Raw genomic sequence first — 16391 nt, forward strand, 5'->3', positions numbered from 1 at the left:
AGAAGATTGCCTATTCATGTACATTGTATATTATTATGTCATGATTAGCAGGAAAGAATTCTTAGTCGTCTCAATTATTCTACTTACTTCTCTGAAAGGTATAACGCAAAATGGTGGAGGGAACACTAATTATCATCAGGTAAAAATCACAGCGAGCTCTATCGTTATAAAGGGAGAGACGAATGTGAATAAGTTCCAGTGTAAAATGGATCAGCCGGCACTCAACGATTCCATCGTTGTGAAAAATATCTGGCTGAACCAAAAGCTGGAGTTTGAAGGGCTCAAACTAAAATACAGGGTAGATCATTTCGCGTGTGGTATCCGTGCGATGGATAGTGACTTCCAGGAATTGCTAAAAGCTGAAGACGAACCTTACTTATACCTGCAACTAAATTCCATAACACTTCATCCTTCCAATGATGCTTTTGAGGAGTTGGATGTGGATGCGGAAGTGGAAGTACTGCTTGCAGGAGTGAGGAAAAAGATTCAGGTTAAAGGAGGAAAAGTTATCAATCATTCCTCTGCACAGATGACTTTGAAAGGAGATAAAGAACTGCTCATGACTGATTTCAACATTGAGCCACCCACCAAGATGTTTGGAATGATCAAAGTCACCGATGATATTGAAATTGAGTTCGTAATCAGGATGAAAGTTTCATCGCTCTAAAAAGAAAAAGCCGCTCAAAAATTGAGCGGCCTCATCCATTAAGTTTGAACTAAGTCTAGAAACCGATTGTCGCCTCTATCACGATTCCGTCGAACTGAGCTCCCTGAAACCTAGTACCGTTCCAGCCGTCACCTTCATACTTATGAGTGACATATTCCAATTTAGTTGCAATGTTTTGTGTCATAAACCATCCAAAACCAAGATTTAACCTGTTTACATCACTTGCTGGCAGTCCATCTGCAAACTCACCTGTCACAGAGTTATATCTACCTCCAACGTAAAGTTGTTCTGTAGTTCCAAATCTGTAGAGTAGCTCTGCGCCTAATTGTGTGAAGCTTCCACCCGTTGCATCATCACCATTAGATGTTTTTTCAAACACACCGAAGAATTCAAGACCACTATATTTAACAAATGGGTTGATTTGGAATGCCGTGTGGTAAGCAAAACCAGGATTCAACCTTGGTAAGAAGGCACTACCACCATCATTGATTCCTTCTAATACATTATAGTATCTAGCACCTGCCCTATCACCATTGTAGAGATAATCTCTCGTACCTTTATCACTACTGCTGTATAAAGACCCTGTCAGTCTGAACCTTAGATCATCATTCATTTGCTTATCATAGCCCAGTTTGGCATAAAACACACGACCATCATCTCCTGCAGTCGGCTTTTGATTTAAGCGTCCATTTGACATCCCCACGAGACCAATAATTCCATTGTTTTGAATAGTAACTTCCAAGAATGGCTCAGTTGTAAAAGAATCCATGATGTAGTTTCCTGCAAATGGATTATAAATTGCCCTAGCATTATCAGAGCGTCTAAAGTGAGTATCACCGTAGTTGATTTCATCCATACCCACTTTAATGGTGGCCATTTTCATAAATCCGCCAAGGAATCCAGGGCTTATGAAATCCAGTTTATCCATTTGGAGATACCCCCCTTTTACATAGGCTTCTGTATGGTTTCTGGAAGATAAATAAGTTCTCAAGTGCATACGAACACCGTCAGCTAGCTGAACGTCGAAGTTCAAGTTTGCTGTAGGTAAAGAAAAGTTATTAGCAAGTTCTACCAATGTGTCACCTACCAGGTCATTCTCTTGAGAAATTCCTTGGAACATGAAGGAAAAGTCACCACCTACTCGTAGTTTCAATCCTTCGTATTTTACTGTGTCTTCTTTGCTTGTTTCGAAGACATTCACACCTCTCTTATCGTTATACCTATAGTATTGGATAGAAGGCAACTGGGCGTAGACTGCTACAGTCCCGAACAGCATCACACCCGCTAGTATTTGTTTAAATATTGAAGTTTTCATAATTCAGGTTGTTTAATGAATAATTATTTTGTTATTAAAATGTCATAGTTGATTACGATATCGTCCCCGGTTTTAAGCGTACCAAACATGGCTGTGGGTGGGGTAATATCAAAGTCGGTCATTGTCACTGGAACCGAGCCTTTCAGCTGCATTTCAGCTGTGGCATTCTTTACAATGTCGGCCTGCAGATCAATCGGTCTACTTTCACCGCCAATCTCAAGTGTGCCTTCACCTGTAATTTTTGTCCCTTTGATGTTTAATGTTTTTGCTTTAAAAATTATCTGAGGATAATCATCTGCCTGCACTGCGTCATAAGCTTTGCCGTCCATAATGGACTTGCCGCTTTTCATTGACTTTGCAACAACAGTTACTTTTAGGTTTTGAACTTGCGTCTCGGTGACAACACCGGTAACATCAAATTCTTCCACCTCCATTTCCCAATCATGCAGGGAAGAAGTTCCGGTTACTTTCATGGAACTCTTTTCGGATATCAGATTGATCTGGCCTGCTCCGAAAAACCCGCATAGTGCTGTTATTAATAATAAGTATTTCATCGCCTAATGGATTTGTTTTCAGGTGCTAAATTAGAATTGAGGTCAAGTGTGAATCATGACCTTTCACAGACATGTGTATGACCTTCAACAGTTAATTGTATGATTTTTCAACAATTAAAAAATGACAAAAATCAGTTTTGTGAGTTTCAGCGTGTTGAATTGGTTGGAAACAAAAAAGGCCTGCATTGCAGGCCTTAGTCATATTATAGAAAAGAAGTAAGTAATAAGAGCAGCTCCACCACATTCAGTGGTTGAACGACATCTCAATTAAAGCTCAAACTTAATTCCCTGAGCCAACGGTAGCTCAGTGGAATAGTTAATCGTATTGGTTTGACGTCTCATGTATGCTTTCCAGGCATCTGAGCCGGATTCACGACCTCCTCCGGTCTCTTTCTCTCCTCCAAAAGCTCCACCAATCTCAGCACCGGAGGTACCAATATTTACATTCGCAATCCCGCAATCCGATCCCGCATGCGAAAGGAACAATTCAGACTCTCTGATATTGGTGGTCATGATCGCAGAAGAAAGTCCCTGAGGAACAGCGTTTTGAATATCGATAGCCTCCTCTATTGTAGAATATTTGATCAAATAAAGGATCGGAGCAAATGTTTCATTACAAACGATCTCGAAATTTGCCTCAGCTTCATAAATAGCTGGCTTCACGTAGCATCCAGACTCATAGCCAGCGCCTGAAAGCACTTCACCTTCAACCACAGTCTTACCTCCTTCTGCTTTTACTTTTTCGATAGCAGATTTATACATTTCAACTGCATCAGTATCAATCAATGGTCCCACATGGTTGTTTTCATCCAAAGGATCTCCGATTCGCAACTGACCGTAGGCTTTAACCAATCTTTTCTTTACTTCCTCATATTGACTTTCATGAATAATCAAGCGACGAGTAGATGTACATCTTTGACCTGCCGTACCAACTGCTCCAAACACAGCGCCAGGAACCACAATATTCAAATCTGCATGTTCTGATATAATAATTGCATTGTTTCCGCCTAATTCAAGAATGTGTTTACCCAATCTAGCTCCAACAACTTCTCCAACTTTTTTACCCATTCTGGTTGATCCTGTCGCTGAAATCAACGGAACTCTAGTATCTGCTGCAAGTTTTTTTCCAATTTCTGCATCGCCTATCACCAGTCCACATACACCCGGGTGAATGTTATTTTTCTCAAATACTCGTTGAGCAATCTTTTGACAGGCAATCGCGGAGATAGGCGCTTTTTCGGATGGTTTCCACACACACACATCACCACATACCCATGCAAGCGCGGCGTTCCATGACCATACGGCGACAGGGAAGTTGAATGCTGAAATTATACCTACAACACCAAGTGGATGCCATTGCTCATACATTCTGTGAGATGGTCTTTCAGAGTGCATGGTCAATCCGTAAAGCTGACGTGAAAGTCCGACAGCAAAGTCACAGATATCAATCATTTCCTGTACCTCACCTAATCCTTCCTGCAAGGATTTACCCATTTCATAGGACACCAATGAGCCAAGCTCTTGCTTATACTCTCGTAACTCATTTCCAAGCTGACGAACGATTTCACCTCTCTGAGGCGCTGGTAATAATCGCCATTCTTTAAAGGCCGCCTGTGCCTCTGCTATCACCTGATCGTATGCTTTTTCATCAGCTAAAGTCACGTTTGCAATCACTTTGCCATCTACTGGTGAATTAGAAGCTAGCTTTTCGCCTGAAGTTGTTAACCATTTATGGCCTATTGCAGCTCCTTTATTGTCTGCATCTACCTGAAGTCTTTTTAGAATTGATTGAATATCCTGGGACATGATGTTTTGTTTATTAAGAATTGGTGCGCAAAACTAAGAAATGCGTGGAAGGGTGGAAATTATTTTGTAAATTGAGGGTTGAAAAAATGGGGAGCGTAACCACCACATCACACTCAAGCCCCCGATTCGTGTTTTCTGAAACACAAAAAAGAAAGGTTCATCACCTCTTTAATGTGTTAGATATCGATCGGAATGGGCAACTTCAGCCAAACGATTTTGTAAACGTTGGAAAGAAAATCGTTAAGCAACTTGGCCTTAGTGAAAAATCAAGGAGCGCCAAATTAATCCTATTAAAATCGCATCGACTATTTGTACAGCTACTCACAGATTTACATAATCCTGAGCTTAGTTTGACTCTTTGGGATTGGATAGCTTTTTTTAGAGACCAGGTGGAGTCAGAAGATGAGGGAATTCTGGATCACTATATTCAACGAACATCCAGGCATATATTCGACTTATTTGACATGAATAAGGATAAACTGATTTCACAAGAGGAATATGCCAATATGCTCACCATTTACAATATCTCCCATAAAATGGCTATTCAGGGATTTGAAGAATTGGATACGAACGGAGATCATTTTATTTCTGCAGATGAAATGGTAGAAGGTCTGAACAACTTTTTCAAGTCTGGCGATGCCGAAGCAAAAGGCAACCTGATTTTTGGTGAATGGCGATAATTAGAAGATCAGCTTCCATCTAAACGCCCACTTCCAGCTCAATGAATAATCAGTTATTCCTGCCTTGCTTAAGATTTCTATCAACTCTTTTTTCTTAAATCCCCTGGCTACTGAAATTGCAGCATCATTTTTTACCATTGCTGATTTCGAAAATAATGAGGTGAGCAAATTAATGCTCCAATATGCAAGAGGGTGTCGGTGTAAATCATTCATAATGACACCAACCCTGGCCTGTTTTCGAAACTGAGAAAAAAGTTCTATCAATTGTTCGTTGGTGAAATGATGCAAAAACAAACAGCAATGGATGATATCAAAGGTTTGCGACCTAAACTCCTCACTGAAAATATTGATCGCCTGATAGGAAATCTCAGGATACGCACTGGTATGTCCAGTAGCATAGTCAACAATATTTCTATTTGCATCTATGCCTACAAATGTCGCCTTGATGCCGTTCTCTCTACTCCACTTTGCCATCTCCATCATAATATCGCCTCCTCCACAACCCAGATCTGCCAGTGTTACCTCCGCTTTATCGTTGACAAATTTTTGAAAGGCAGAAACACTGATTTTGTTGCCACCGAGTCTTTTGTTAATGGTATTTAATTCCCTAAGCGTTTGATTAATAACCTCTCCTGAAATGGAGAGATCATCCATAATCTCGATTTCAGCAGAGCGATGCTCAAGCATGAATATGTGTTTTTAGAACGGCACTTTCCATTGTAAGTCCTGGGCCGAAAGCAAAGCTCAATAAATGCTTCTGATCATCAGCGACAGTCATGCTTTCCAGTATCCTCTTAATAACAAAAAGTACAGTCGGTGAAGACATATTGCCATGAGAACTCAGAATTTCACGAGCAGCTTTATTTTGTTCTTTCGTGATGTGAAGCTTCTCTTCAATTACATCCAGGATGCGCTTGCCTCCTGGATGGATTGCAAAAAAATCAATGTCTGAAACCTGAAGTTTAATTTTTTCCAAAAGCCGGTCCGTCAACTGTCCAATGCCTTCTTTGATAACATCCGGCACCTTACTCGTGAGGTGCATTTCAAATCCATGATCGCCAATGTACCAACCCATTTCATCTCGTGCATTGAGTGCTAAATCGCTAAAGAAATTGCGCATTTCAAGTGATCTGTTCGACGGACTGGATGTAAGTATCATTGCGGCTGCACCATCTCCAAAAATGGCATTGGCTAAAAGGTTTTCATCATCCTTTTTCTCTTGTAAATGAATGCTGCATAGCTCCACACATGCAATCAAAACGTTAGCATCAGGATTCGATGAAATGATATTGTCAGCAACTTTCATCGCGTTGAAAGCCGCATAGCAGCCCATAAAATTGATCGAGGTTCGTTGTGTTGAGGTGGAGAGTCCCAACTGTTCAATCAATTCAATGTCCAATCCCGGGGCATACATTCCGGTGCAGCTTACAGCAATTAAGTGAGTAATCTCGCTTTTATTAATCCCACTTGTTTTAATGGCGTTTTCACATGCTTTTTTGGCAAGATTTATCGCATGTGTTTGATAAATCAACATCCGTGGCTTTGCGGAAGGAAAAGCATCTTCCTTGAAAAAGCTCTGGCCATTTAGGTTTTCAGCAAAATCCCTCAATACAGAATAGCGCTGCTTAATGCCGCTTGCTCGGTATAAAACACGCAATCTTTTTTCTTCTCTTTCATTGAGATTCAGGTGCTCAACCATGAAATCAGCAATCTGATTCTGATTGGCCAAATTTGGCGGAAGCGCAGTTTCTATCGTGTTTATATATGTGGGCATTGCCAGTAGTTCATTAATATTAACCAAACTTTGGTCGCGAAGATTAATTCAACTTGAAAAAATCCACACTACTTCACTTACGTATTCCCTTTTCATTTTTCCTTTTGCCTGTCTATCTGCTTGCATTGGCGGTTTCTAAGGATATTGATATCCAAAATGCCATTTTGACATTTTTAGTGCTCCACTTTTTGATTTATCCAGCGAGCAATGGATACAACTCCTATTTCGATAAGGACGAGAAAAGTATCGGGGGATTGAAAAGACCTCCACAAGTAAGCAAAGAACTTTATTGGGTTTCGCTTCTTTTAGATACACTAGGTTTGATTATTGGATGGGCTATTTCATTAGAGTTTATGCTAATGATTTTCATATATGGCCTCATTTCCAAAGCCTATAGCCACCCATCCATCCGACTAAAGAAATATCCGATTCTTGGATGGTTAGCTGCAGGGATATTTCAGGGGTATTTCACATTTTTACTCAGCTACATTGCCATTAATGATGTGTCGTTTGTAAGCACCTTTCAATGGAACATTCAATTTCCCGGCATTCTTAGCACACTCTTGCTTTTAGGTTCTTATCCAATGACACAGATTTACCAGCACGAAGAAGATGCAAAACGTGGTGATATTACGATCAGTCAAAAGCTAGGCATATTAGGTACCTTTCACTTTACTTCCATTTCATTTCTTATTTCAAGTGTGGGTTTTTTCTACTTTTTCCAGACGGAATTTCCTATTCCTGCAGGACTCATATTTCTTGGGGCCATGATCCCGATACTGATCTATTTTTCTACCTGGTACTTGAGGACACGAAAAGATCGTAATGCAGCCAATTTTGAATCAACCATGCGACTAAACCTTATTTCTTCATTAATGCTCAATGTGGTCTTTGCTTATCTCGCAATCAGCTAAAAGGCTCTCCATGGGTTTGCTTCATGAGGTATGATGCAAAAGGAGGCACCCATTTACCAAAAGAAACTGCGAATTCTGAAATAGCCGGCGAACCGAAAAGTCGTTGAATTTTTCTGCCTGCCCATAAACGACGGGCAAACAAATTATTCCATTTGTGCCGGTATTCCCTTTCTACCCGATCGCGATCAAATCCATTCTTAAAGCTTTCAATGAGGGTCTCACTTAGTAGTTTAGCTGAGTGGATGGCCATTGCCATTCCATTCCCACAAAGTGGAGTAATCATACCAGCCGAATCCCCAGACATAAGTACATGATTGTAAACCGGCTCTTTTTTCTCAAAGGTGATTTCATTGATCACCGCCGGCTTCTCAAAAAGCATTTCACTGTTGGAAAGTATGCGGTTCAAATACGGATTCTTTTTCAGTACTTGCTCCTCCATTTCTTCAACAGATCCTGCACTCTTCAGGTTGGATCGATGAGATAAATAGCACAGGTTGAAGGTGTCATTTTCGATGCGACTGATACCGCAATAGCCATTTTTGAAATTGTGAAGAGCAATGACATCATTAGCTACTTCATTTGTTTTGAGGTGATACTTCACCCCGACGTAAGGAGATCTTCGTTTCAGGAAGTCCCTTTGAAGTTGTTTATCCATCAAACTTCTTTTGCCAAAAGCACCGATGACCACTTTGGCTTCATGGACTAAATCATCCTTATCCTTCACTTCAAAACCATCATCATTGTAATTCACATCAATAATTCGTTCATTAATGAAAAGAACACCCTCGGCTGTTGCTTTTTCCAGTAGCCATTGATCAAAAGCGTATCTACTCACTCCAAATCCGCCTAAGTCAAGTGGCATTTTTAGACCTTTACCAGAAACAGATGTCAAGTGAAACTCAGACAGTCGCGATGGATCTAACTCTTCGGGAAATAAATCATGATTGGAAAGAAAGGGGATAACCTCATTGGAAATATATTCTCCACAAACGCGGTGAAAGGGATACTTTTTCTCTTCAAATAACTGCACGCTCAGGCCTGCCCGGTTAAGCAATATTGCATTTGTAAGACCTGCAAGCCCTCCTCCAATGATGATCACATCTTTCACTTACCGAAAATATGAAATAAAAAAGCCCACCACGAAGGGCGGGCCTGAAAATATGAAAATTAGCTATTTATAACCCTAAACCGTAGTGTGCTTTGCTTCCATCCGGATAAACACCCTCGATTAGAATTCCGTCTGTTCTTGGTCGCATAAAATAGTTCTCCAAATCACGGATATTTCTTATTTCCTCATTGTCAATACCTGTAATAATGAAGCCTTCCTTCATCCGTACATCACGCCATTTCCCATCTCCAAGTTCTTTGATCTGAACACCACCATCAATGTCCAGTCGATCTGCCAATTCATCAGAAACATCCACGAATGTGGCCCCTTCTATCCTAAAATCAGATGCCAGTTCAACGATATCCATGTTGCCTTCAGCATTTCGAAGTTTGGCTTTCACTACCTTTTTTCTACCATCCCTGATGAATGTAACGCTCACTTCATCGCCAGGTCTTTTAATGGCAACTTGTTCCTGCAACTGGGCAACATTATTGACAGGTCTTTCATCCAGAGCGATAATCACATCTCCATCTTCGATCCCCGCTTTATCAGCAGCGCCTCCATTTACAACACCACTGATGTACACCCCTCTTAATACATCCAAATCAAAACGTTCCGCGATATCCGCATCAACATCCCCAATCTGAATTCCAAGCAGAGCACGTTGTACAGTTCCATATTCTATCAAATCATTCGCTACTTTCTCTACGAGAGTAACGGGAACGGCAAAAGAGTATCCCGCAAATGCTCCAGATGGTGAAGCAATGGCAGTATTGATTCCAACCAACTCACCATTCAGGTTTACGAGCGCTCCACCACTGTTCCCGGGATTCACAGCAGCATCTGTCTGAATGAATGATTCAATTTTATACCTCCCATTCAGGATATTTATATTTCGCCCTTTAGCACTAACTATTCCAGCGGTTACAGTAGATCTGAATTCGTATGGATTCCCAATGGCAAGCACCCATTCTCCGATATTTATTTTCTCTGAATCGCCAAAATTGACAGCCGGGAGGTTGTCTTCATCAATGCTCAGAACGGCAAGGTCTGTATCTTCATCCACTCCCACTACCTTGGCTTGATAACTCCTGTTGTCATTGAGTACCACTTCGATTTCATCAGCATTTTCAATCACGTGATTGTTCGTCACGATGTATCCGTCCGGTGATATTACCACACCCGAACCTGCACCGCGGGCCGGGCCTCCACGACGTTCATAACGCTCTCCGAAATAGTCTTTGAAAAATTCATTGAATGGGCTGTTTGCCCGCATCCCGTCACTATAAGAAGTCCTGATATGCACGACAGATGGTGTCGCATTTTTGGCTGCAAATACAAAATTTAATCCTTCGGGCACAACAAAATCTGCAGAGTCAAAGACATAGTTGGTTAAACTGACCGGATTTGTTGAAGCTGATGTTTGTCGTGTGATTTGCTCCTGAGGGTTGATATAAGAATACCCAACCACGGCAACTAACCCTCCAAATAATGAAGAGAAAATCATTGCGAATATTAAACTTCTCTTACTCATATCGTTAAATCCTTTTTTATGATAGTCTTTATACCGTAAAAGTGGTCAATTGGTTTTATCATTTAAGATATAGCATTCAACCTTAACCATTCTTAACAAATAAAAAAGGGGCATCCCGCACTACCGGAACGCCCCAATCACCTACTCAAAACACTTACTTAACTGCTATCTGTTTTTTAGTGACTTTCTTCTCATCTTTTGGAAGTGTGATTGTTAAAATCCCGTCCTGATAAGAAGCATCAACTTTTTCTCTGTTAACTACATCTGGTAGATAGAAAGTCCTGTTGAATGTTCCATAATAACTCTCTACACTGTGGTAGTTTTTCTCTTTCTTTTCATTCTCAAACTTTCTCTCTCCACTGATAGTGATTTGGTCATCATTCAAGTCGATGTTGAAATCACTCTTTTTCATTCCCGGAACATGAAGCTGAATTTCATATTCCTTTTCAGATTCAGCAATGTCCACTTTTGGTGAAAATGTCGGCATAGAGCCACCAACAAATTCATCATTGAAAAACCTGTCTACGAAGCTTCTAAAGCTTGTCGGTCTGTAATCGTTTGTGTTGTACTTTATAAGTCCCATTTTCCTTAAGTTTTAAGTTTTACAATTTCAATGTTTTTGTTTGACAATGGATCGAATTCTGTACCAATGCCTTAAACATTAATTATTTCATGTCATTATGTCTTTATTTTTCGATTATCATGAAAAATTACTGTCATTATGTCTTTATTTTATGATTTTATGATTGCTGAAATTTTTTTGACGGGTGCCATTGAGAATTGTTGATTGGATGCTTACATTTGCACTCCTTTTTAAGGAAATCTTCTCCCTTAGCTCAGCTGGTTAGAGCATCTGACTGTTAATCAGAGGGTCCTTGGTTCGAGCCCAAGAGGGAGAGCAAAGCCCGGCAAGTCGCTGGGCTTTTTTCATTTAAAACCATTCTGCTTCAAATAACACCAAGGACGGGTCCTTGGGTGGAACGCCACTCCGATCGAGCCCAAGAGGGAGAGCAAAGCCCGGCAAGTCGCTGGGCTTTTTTCATTTTCAATCATTTCTGTTTAATCACTCCAAGGACGCAACGCACCCTTAGATCAACATTGGTCGAATTTTAAAAAAAAGCCACAACATGAACAGTGCATTTCTGGTTGCCTTTTTTAACTTTAAAGCAAACCATCGCTTAGCTTGGAAAAATTTAGAAAAGTCTTACTTGTTGATGATGATGATATCGTCAACTCTATCAACTCGGTGATCATTAAGCACGCCAGGTTTGCGGATGAAGTGGAATCAATCAATAATGTGCCAACCGCCATTGAATTTCTAAGCAAAACAAAAGATTCAGAAGACCGCCCGGAGGTAATTTTTTTGGACCTTAATATGCCGGATAAAGATGGTTGGGATTTTATGGAAGAGTATGAAAAGCTTGAGATGAATGGGGCCACCAAAGTGATTATGCTCACTTCTTCTATATCTGCAAAAGATGAAGAACGTGCTTCCTCCACGTCTCAAATCACAGCTTTTATTTCTAAACCACTCTCCCCTGAGTTGTTGGAGAATATCTATGAAAGCTACCTGGTGAAAAATTAGTCCAGCCTCAAGGCAAATGTTGCTCCCTTTCTAGGCTCACTTTCTACCCTTACCCCTCCTCGGTGGTAGTCAATGATCATCTTGATGATGTACAAACCCAGACCTGATCCGTCTACATGTGAATGCAATCTGATGTAAGGCCTGAAAATCTCATTTTTGAATTTGATGGAGTCAAAGCCGAGCCCATTGTCTTTAAAAATGATGGTAGTATGACCATTGACCTTTTTAGACTTCACTCTGATTTGTAGAGGCTTCTCCGGATCTCTGTATGCCAATGAATTCTGGAGCAAGTGCTTAAAAATAACCCTCAGCTGAGATTTAGGATAGCTCATCATCAGACATTCCGAGAAGTCCTTTTTGATAGAAGCATTTGCATTTTTGATTTGTGTGATTGAGCCTGTCACTACTTCTTTTAACACCTCGTCAATATCCAATTCCTCATTTTCAGAACCCAATTCTTCACGCACTTTATTCACTTCTACCAATGAATTAACTGTTTTTTCGAGTTGTCGATTGGTTTTTTTTGCGTTATTAAGAATCGCCTTGAAGTTGGAGGCATTCATATTGTCTTTACCAAGCATGTCCAATAAAGACCCAAGATTGGTGATTGGCGCTTTCAGATCATCCGCTGTGCTGTAAGAAAAATGAACAAACTGATCAATCTCTTTCTGCGAATATTGTAGCTTATCCGCCATCTCATTGAAAGAGTCTACAATATCACTGGTGATACTGTTCGAGCTTAATTTAATCCTGGCACTTAGATTTCCCTCTCCAATTTTTTCGGCACCCGAACGGATATCTTCAAGCGGACGCCAGATTTTGTAACTGAAGGTATAAACCGCTAAAAGTGAGAGAATGATAAAAAGTAGGGTCAGTGTAACAATCCATTTCATGGAGAGCACTTCTTCCTGTTCAACAATCTTCACAAGCGCCTCCGTAAACATTTCATGTCGCATTAAAACCCCCTCAACCTGCTTGTTGAACTGATCTTCCTCAGACTCAACTCGCTCCGAAGCGAAAACGGCTTCTTTCAACTTGCCCTCTTCAAGTAAGTCCACAACCTCAAGCGCATGATTTTCATAGCTTGTGTGATCACTTTCGAGTTTCTTAATTGATAGAAGCAGTCCTTTGAGTTTAATTCGCTGAGCCTCCTGATTTGTTTGCTTAAGAGCTTCTGTGACTTCATGCTCTGCGTCCAGCAATAAAATATCCACCAGTTCGGCTAAATATCTAAACGTGCTATCCGCTTCTGCAAAACCTTGTAAAGCAATATCATTTCCTGGTTCTAATTCCTCTGCATACCTGATAGCTCGCTCGAAAGCAATGGCTTGCTCTAACTGATAAGTCTCAATCTGAGTCAGAATTTCAATGATCGGAAGATCAATGTGAGCTACATCATCAATGTCCTTGTGGGTCGTTACAATACGAAGTAGTCCAAAGGCTCCTAAAATCAAAATCAAGAAAATGATAAAGGAACTTCGGCGTAGAATTACCTCTTTTATTCGATTAGGTCGTGTGGTCATTACAAAGTCTCTTGGCGCGGTTGAGGCAACTAATCTAATTCAATTTTTGCGGTCATCACGCGAATAGCGTCATCCAAATTCATCGTTTCTATTTTCAATTGCTGCAACAGTTCTTCATAAGCTTCACGACTTTCCCAATTCAGCTTAATCAAATCAATAAGGGCAAGTATGGTTGATAATGGATGACGAATGCTATGCGAGGTGTAGAAAGCATGATCAGACAGCTTCTTCGCCAGCTTTTCTTTTTCTTTTTCTTCTCCCCTCAAACTATTCACTTCATTACGATGCAGAAAATCTTCTTTCAATCGAAGTAGGGCGTCATAGCATTGACTGATCATTGAGGCCGCTGTGACCATGACTAGTCGGTCCTGAATAGAGAAATCTTTATTGACCTTCCATTCCACCGCCAGAATACCGAAAAGCCGATTATCATTCCAAACCTGAATACCAACCCATGATCTTAAACGATTTTTAAGCATGTGATCAACTGTAAACTCCTCCAAATCCTCCGATTCGTCACTACTATCAATGTGAGTAAAAAGATCACTTTTCAGCATTTCAAAGAAAGCTTCAAACGAGGACGGATCCAGGGTGCTTCCTACTGAAGCATTGTTAGTTTCCTTATCATAGCACTGTATGCTCTCAAATTCGTCTTTTTCAGTTCTGTAAAGCCAAAAAGAAGTTTTATATGCACTGAGGGAATTACATACTATTGGAACCAGCGTTGCAAGAAAGTCCTTAAACTTTCCTCCCTGCAACAGCTCCGACTTTGATAGCCGCATGATCGACTCTAGACTATGATCTGTGGAAGTACTCATACCCTCAGGAAATGGGGTATGAATGTAGGGAAGAATTTATTAAAAATGAATTCTCAAACCCTATTTGGCAAAAATTTCAGAATCGTTTTTGAAGGCTTTAAACTCTAAGGCATTTCCTGATGGGTCGAGAAAAAACATGGTCGCTTGCTCTCCTACTTCTCCCTCAAATCGAACATAAGGTTCAATTACAAAATCAATGTTGGCCTCTTTTAATCTTGCTGAAAGGTTTTCCCAGTCGTCCCATTCTAGCACAACACCAAAGTGCGGTACCGGCACAGGATGATCATCTACCGGGTTAACCTCCAAACCTTCCTTTTTGTCCACAATGTGAATCACGAACTGGTGTCCATAGAAGTTGAAGTCAACCCATCGATCGGACGAACGACCTTCTTCAAAACCCATAACATCCCGATAAAAGACCCGTGTTTCTTTCAGGTCTTTTACCGGGACGGCCAAATGGAAAGGTCTCAATCCCATTAGCCTAAAAATGGATACCTGTAATCCGTTGGAGAGACAAAGGTTTCTTTGATCGTTCTCGCACTCACCCAACGAAGTAAGTTCATCATAGCGCCAGCTTTATCGTTAGTTCCTGAACCTCTGGCTCCACCAAACGGCTGTTGTCCCACTACCGCACCTGTTGGCTTATCGTTGATGTAGAAGTTTCCGGCTGCATTTCTCAACTTGTGAGTTGCCAAATCAACAGCATATCTGTCTTTGCTGAAAATAGCGCCCGTCAATGCGTAAGGAGATGTACCATCAACAACATCTAGAATTTCTTCGAATTTGTTCTCATCATAAATATGAACAGTCAGAACAGGACCAAAGATTTCCTCGCACATGGTCTTGTATTTTGGATCCTTAGCTTCAAAGACAGTTGGCTCTATAAACCAGCCTTTTGAGCCATCGTAATTACCTCCTGCTATCAGCTCTACATCTTTTGCAGATTTTGCCTCGTCGATGTACCCTGTGATCTTCTTAAATGCTCTCTCATCGATCACAGCGTTTACAAAGTTTGATGGGTCTTCAGGCGACCCCATTTTGATTGACCTCAAATCATCAATCATATATTTCTTCACATCATCCCACAAATTCGATGGGATATAAGCACGTGATGCTGCGCTACATTTTTGTCCCTGAAACTCGAAGGCGCCTCTCACTAACCCGGTGGCCACCTCTTTTGCATCCGCAGACTTGTGCGCTACAACAAAATCCTTTCCGCCTGTTTCACCCACAATTCTTGGGTATGTTTTGTAGGTGTCAAGGTTTGCACCAATGGTTTTCCATAGGGTTTTGAAGACGCCCGTACTCCCTGTGAAATGAAGCCCGGCGAAATCCGGGTGATTGAAAATGACATCACCTGCAACCGGTCCATCTACATAAATCAAGTTGATAACACCATCTGGAAGACCCGCTTTTTTGAAGACCTCCATGATTACCTGTGCGGAATAAACCTGGGTATAGCTCGGCTTCCAAACCACCGTGTTACCCAACATTGCGGGTGCGGCAGGTAGGTTTCCGGAAATCGCTGTAAAGTTGAATGGTGTGATTGCGAAAACAAATCCTTCCAGCGCCCGGTATTCCATTCTATTCCATACCCCTTCAGAAGAGATGGGTTGCTCCATGTACAACTCCTGCATGAATGACACATTGAACCTTAAGAAGTCGATGAGTTCACATGCTGCATCTATTTCAGCCTGATGCACATTTTTTCCTTGTCCCAGCATAGTAGCAGCATTGATCTTAGCTCTGTAAGGGCCAGCTAAAAGGTCAGCAGCTTTCAGGAAAATACTTGCTCTATTTTCCCATGTCATATTTTCCCACTGTTCCTTTGCAGACAGAGCTGCATCAACCGCTTTCTTAACATGTTCTGATCCTCCTTCAGAAAAGTGACCCAATACATGCTGATGGTCATGAGGACAGGTCATTGGGATTTTTGTTTCAGTATGAACCTCCTTGTTACCGATGTACATTGGCGCATCAATCTGCTCATTATACATCTCTTTGTATTTAGCTAGTAGTTCCTCCCTTTCCGCTGTGCCGGGAGCATAACTTAATACAGGTTCATTGATTGGTTCTGGTACGAAAAAATTTCCTTTTGGCATCTCTCTTCTTT

Annotated in this window: 16 protein-coding genes and 1 tRNA gene; 5 read left to right on the forward strand and 12 right to left on the reverse strand. The window is 41.0% G+C overall.

Annotated features, from left to right (window positions below; genetic code table 11):
• Nucleotides 1-16 precede the first annotated feature (16 nt).
• The gene (locus tag ACOQON_RS15210; RefSeq protein ID WP_420576275.1) at nucleotides 17-667 is read left to right on the forward strand and encodes a hypothetical protein; all 651 of its coding nucleotides are present in this window, start codon (nucleotides 17-19) and stop codon (nucleotides 665-667) included.
• A 55-nt stretch (nucleotides 668-722) separates the two neighbouring features.
• Here the strand turns inward: ACOQON_RS15210 and ACOQON_RS15215 are convergent, their stop codons facing one another.
• The 3 genes from ACOQON_RS15215 to ACOQON_RS15225 form a co-directional block, all read right to left on the reverse strand.
• The gene (locus tag ACOQON_RS15215; protein ID WP_420576276.1) at nucleotides 723-1982 is read right to left on the reverse strand and encodes a hypothetical protein; all 1260 of its coding nucleotides are present in this window, start codon (nucleotides 1980-1982) and stop codon (nucleotides 723-725) included.
• 23 nt (nucleotides 1983-2005) lie between these two features.
• On the reverse strand, nucleotides 2006-2536 hold the full coding sequence (locus tag ACOQON_RS15220; protein ID WP_420576277.1) for a YceI family protein: 531 nt from the start codon (nucleotides 2534-2536) through the stop codon (nucleotides 2006-2008).
• Nucleotides 2537-2803: 267 nt separating this feature from the next.
• The gene (locus ACOQON_RS15225) at nucleotides 2804-4342 is read right to left on the reverse strand and encodes an aldehyde dehydrogenase family protein (protein ID WP_420576278.1); all 1539 of its coding nucleotides are present in this window, start codon (nucleotides 4340-4342) and stop codon (nucleotides 2804-2806) included.
• Between the two features lie 128 nt (nucleotides 4343-4470).
• Between ACOQON_RS15225 and ACOQON_RS15230 the strand changes: the two genes are divergently transcribed.
• Nucleotides 4471-5022: an EF-hand domain-containing protein gene (locus tag ACOQON_RS15230; RefSeq protein ID WP_420576279.1), complete on the forward strand. Its 552-nt coding sequence runs from the start codon at nucleotides 4471-4473 to the stop codon at nucleotides 5020-5022.
• Here ACOQON_RS15230 and ACOQON_RS15235 read toward each other — a convergent pair whose 3' ends face one another.
• On the reverse strand, nucleotides 5023-5709 hold the full coding sequence (locus ACOQON_RS15235; RefSeq protein WP_420576280.1) for a methyltransferase domain-containing protein: 687 nt from the start codon (nucleotides 5707-5709) through the stop codon (nucleotides 5023-5025). It lies immediately after the preceding gene.
• Nucleotides 5702-6796 (reverse strand): type III polyketide synthase, encoded by a 1095-nt coding sequence (locus ACOQON_RS15240; RefSeq protein WP_420576281.1) that lies wholly within the window; start codon nucleotides 6794-6796, stop codon nucleotides 5702-5704. The genes ACOQON_RS15235 and ACOQON_RS15240 overlap by 8 nt, the downstream gene beginning before the upstream one ends.
• Nucleotides 6797-6849: 53 nt before the next feature.
• On the opposite strand from ACOQON_RS15240, the gene ACOQON_RS15245 reads away from it, so the two are divergent.
• The gene (locus ACOQON_RS15245; RefSeq protein ID WP_420576282.1) at nucleotides 6850-7710 is read left to right on the forward strand and encodes a UbiA family prenyltransferase; all 861 of its coding nucleotides are present in this window, start codon (nucleotides 6850-6852) and stop codon (nucleotides 7708-7710) included.
• Here the strand turns inward: ACOQON_RS15245 and ACOQON_RS15250 are convergent.
• The 3 genes from ACOQON_RS15250 to ACOQON_RS15260 all read right to left on the reverse strand — a co-directional run bounded on the left by ACOQON_RS15250 (nucleotide 7703) and on the right by ACOQON_RS15260 (nucleotide 10935).
• On the reverse strand, nucleotides 7703-8818 hold the full coding sequence (locus ACOQON_RS15250; RefSeq protein WP_420576283.1) for an NAD(P)/FAD-dependent oxidoreductase: 1116 nt from the start codon (nucleotides 8816-8818) through the stop codon (nucleotides 7703-7705). The genes ACOQON_RS15245 and ACOQON_RS15250 overlap by 8 nt on opposite strands.
• 67 nt (nucleotides 8819-8885) lie before the next feature.
• Nucleotides 8886-10352 carry a Do family serine endopeptidase gene (locus ACOQON_RS15255; protein ID WP_420576284.1) on the reverse strand — a complete coding sequence of 489 codons (1467 nt, stop codon included), beginning with the start codon at nucleotides 10350-10352 and terminating at the stop codon, nucleotides 8886-8888.
• 154 nt (nucleotides 10353-10506) lie between these two features.
• Nucleotides 10507-10935 (reverse strand): Hsp20/alpha crystallin family protein, encoded by a 429-nt coding sequence (locus ACOQON_RS15260; protein ID WP_420576285.1) that lies wholly within the window; start codon nucleotides 10933-10935, stop codon nucleotides 10507-10509.
• Nucleotides 10936-11177: 242 nt separating this feature from the next.
• On the opposite strand from ACOQON_RS15260, the gene ACOQON_RS15265 reads away from it, so the two are divergent.
• Nucleotides 11178-11251: transfer RNA gene (locus ACOQON_RS15265), tRNA-Asn, on the forward strand.
• A 284-nt stretch (nucleotides 11252-11535) separates the two neighbouring features.
• A complete protein-coding gene (locus ACOQON_RS15270) occupies nucleotides 11536-11937 on the forward strand; it encodes a response regulator (RefSeq protein WP_420576286.1) in 402 nt (133 codons plus the stop codon).
• On the opposite strand, the gene ACOQON_RS15275 is transcribed toward ACOQON_RS15270, so the two are convergent.
• The 4 genes from ACOQON_RS15275 to pruA are packed head-to-tail and all read right to left on the reverse strand — an operon-like array spanning nucleotide 11934 to nucleotide 16380.
• The gene (locus tag ACOQON_RS15275; protein ID WP_420576287.1) at nucleotides 11934-13460 is read right to left on the reverse strand and encodes a sensor histidine kinase; all 1527 of its coding nucleotides are present in this window, start codon (nucleotides 13458-13460) and stop codon (nucleotides 11934-11936) included. The two genes, ACOQON_RS15270 and ACOQON_RS15275, sit on opposite strands and share 4 nt — an antisense overlap.
• 29 nt (nucleotides 13461-13489) lie before the next feature.
• A complete protein-coding gene (locus tag ACOQON_RS15280) occupies nucleotides 13490-14278 on the reverse strand; it encodes a hypothetical protein (RefSeq protein ID WP_420576288.1) in 789 nt (262 codons plus the stop codon).
• A 60-nt stretch (nucleotides 14279-14338) separates the two neighbouring features.
• The gene (locus ACOQON_RS15285; RefSeq protein ID WP_420576289.1) at nucleotides 14339-14755 is read right to left on the reverse strand and encodes a VOC family protein; all 417 of its coding nucleotides are present in this window, start codon (nucleotides 14753-14755) and stop codon (nucleotides 14339-14341) included.
• A complete protein-coding gene (gene pruA / locus ACOQON_RS15290; protein WP_420576290.1) occupies nucleotides 14755-16380 on the reverse strand; it encodes an L-glutamate gamma-semialdehyde dehydrogenase in 1626 nt (541 codons plus the stop codon). Before pruA ends, ACOQON_RS15285 begins: the two co-directional genes overlap by 1 nt.
• Nucleotides 16381-16391: the final 11 nt, after the last annotated feature.

This window comes from Ekhidna sp. (genome assembly GCF_965221965.1).
GTDB lineage: Bacteria > Bacteroidota > Bacteroidia > Cytophagales > Cyclobacteriaceae > Ekhidna.

Excerpts from the sequence above, each read along its gene's own strand:
- ACOQON_RS15210 (WP_420576275.1), top strand. The coding sequence starts at position 17 with ATGTACATTGTATATTATTATGTCATGATTAGCAGGAAAGAATTCTTA.
- ACOQON_RS15215 (WP_420576276.1), bottom strand. The coding sequence starts at position 1,982 with ATGAAAACTTCAATATTTAAACAAATACTAGCGGGTGTGATGCTGTTC.
- ACOQON_RS15220 (WP_420576277.1), bottom strand. The coding sequence starts at position 2,536 with ATGAAATACTTATTATTAATAACAGCACTATGCGGGTTTTTCGGAGCA.
- ACOQON_RS15225 (WP_420576278.1), bottom strand. The coding sequence starts at position 4,342 with ATGTCCCAGGATATTCAATCAATTCTAAAAAGACTTCAGGTAGATGCA.
- ACOQON_RS15235 (WP_420576280.1), bottom strand. The coding sequence starts at position 5,709 with ATGCTTGAGCATCGCTCTGCTGAAATCGAGATTATGGATGATCTCTCC.
- ACOQON_RS15240 (WP_420576281.1), bottom strand. The coding sequence starts at position 6,796 with ATGCCCACATATATAAACACGATAGAAACTGCGCTTCCGCCAAATTTG.
- ACOQON_RS15255 (WP_420576284.1), bottom strand. The coding sequence starts at position 10,352 with ATGAGTAAGAGAAGTTTAATATTCGCAATGATTTTCTCTTCATTATTT.
- ACOQON_RS15260 (WP_420576285.1), bottom strand. The coding sequence starts at position 10,935 with ATGGGACTTATAAAGTACAACACAAACGATTACAGACCGACAAGCTTT.
- ACOQON_RS15275 (WP_420576287.1), bottom strand. The coding sequence starts at position 13,460 with ATGACCACACGACCTAATCGAATAAAAGAGGTAATTCTACGCCGAAGT.
- ACOQON_RS15280 (WP_420576288.1), bottom strand. The coding sequence starts at position 14,278 with ATGAGTACTTCCACAGATCATAGTCTAGAGTCGATCATGCGGCTATCA.
- ACOQON_RS15285 (WP_420576289.1), bottom strand. The coding sequence starts at position 14,755 with ATGGGATTGAGACCTTTCCATTTGGCCGTCCCGGTAAAAGACCTGAAA.
- pruA (WP_420576290.1), bottom strand. The coding sequence starts at position 16,380 with ATGCCAAAAGGAAATTTTTTCGTACCAGAACCAATCAATGAACCTGTA.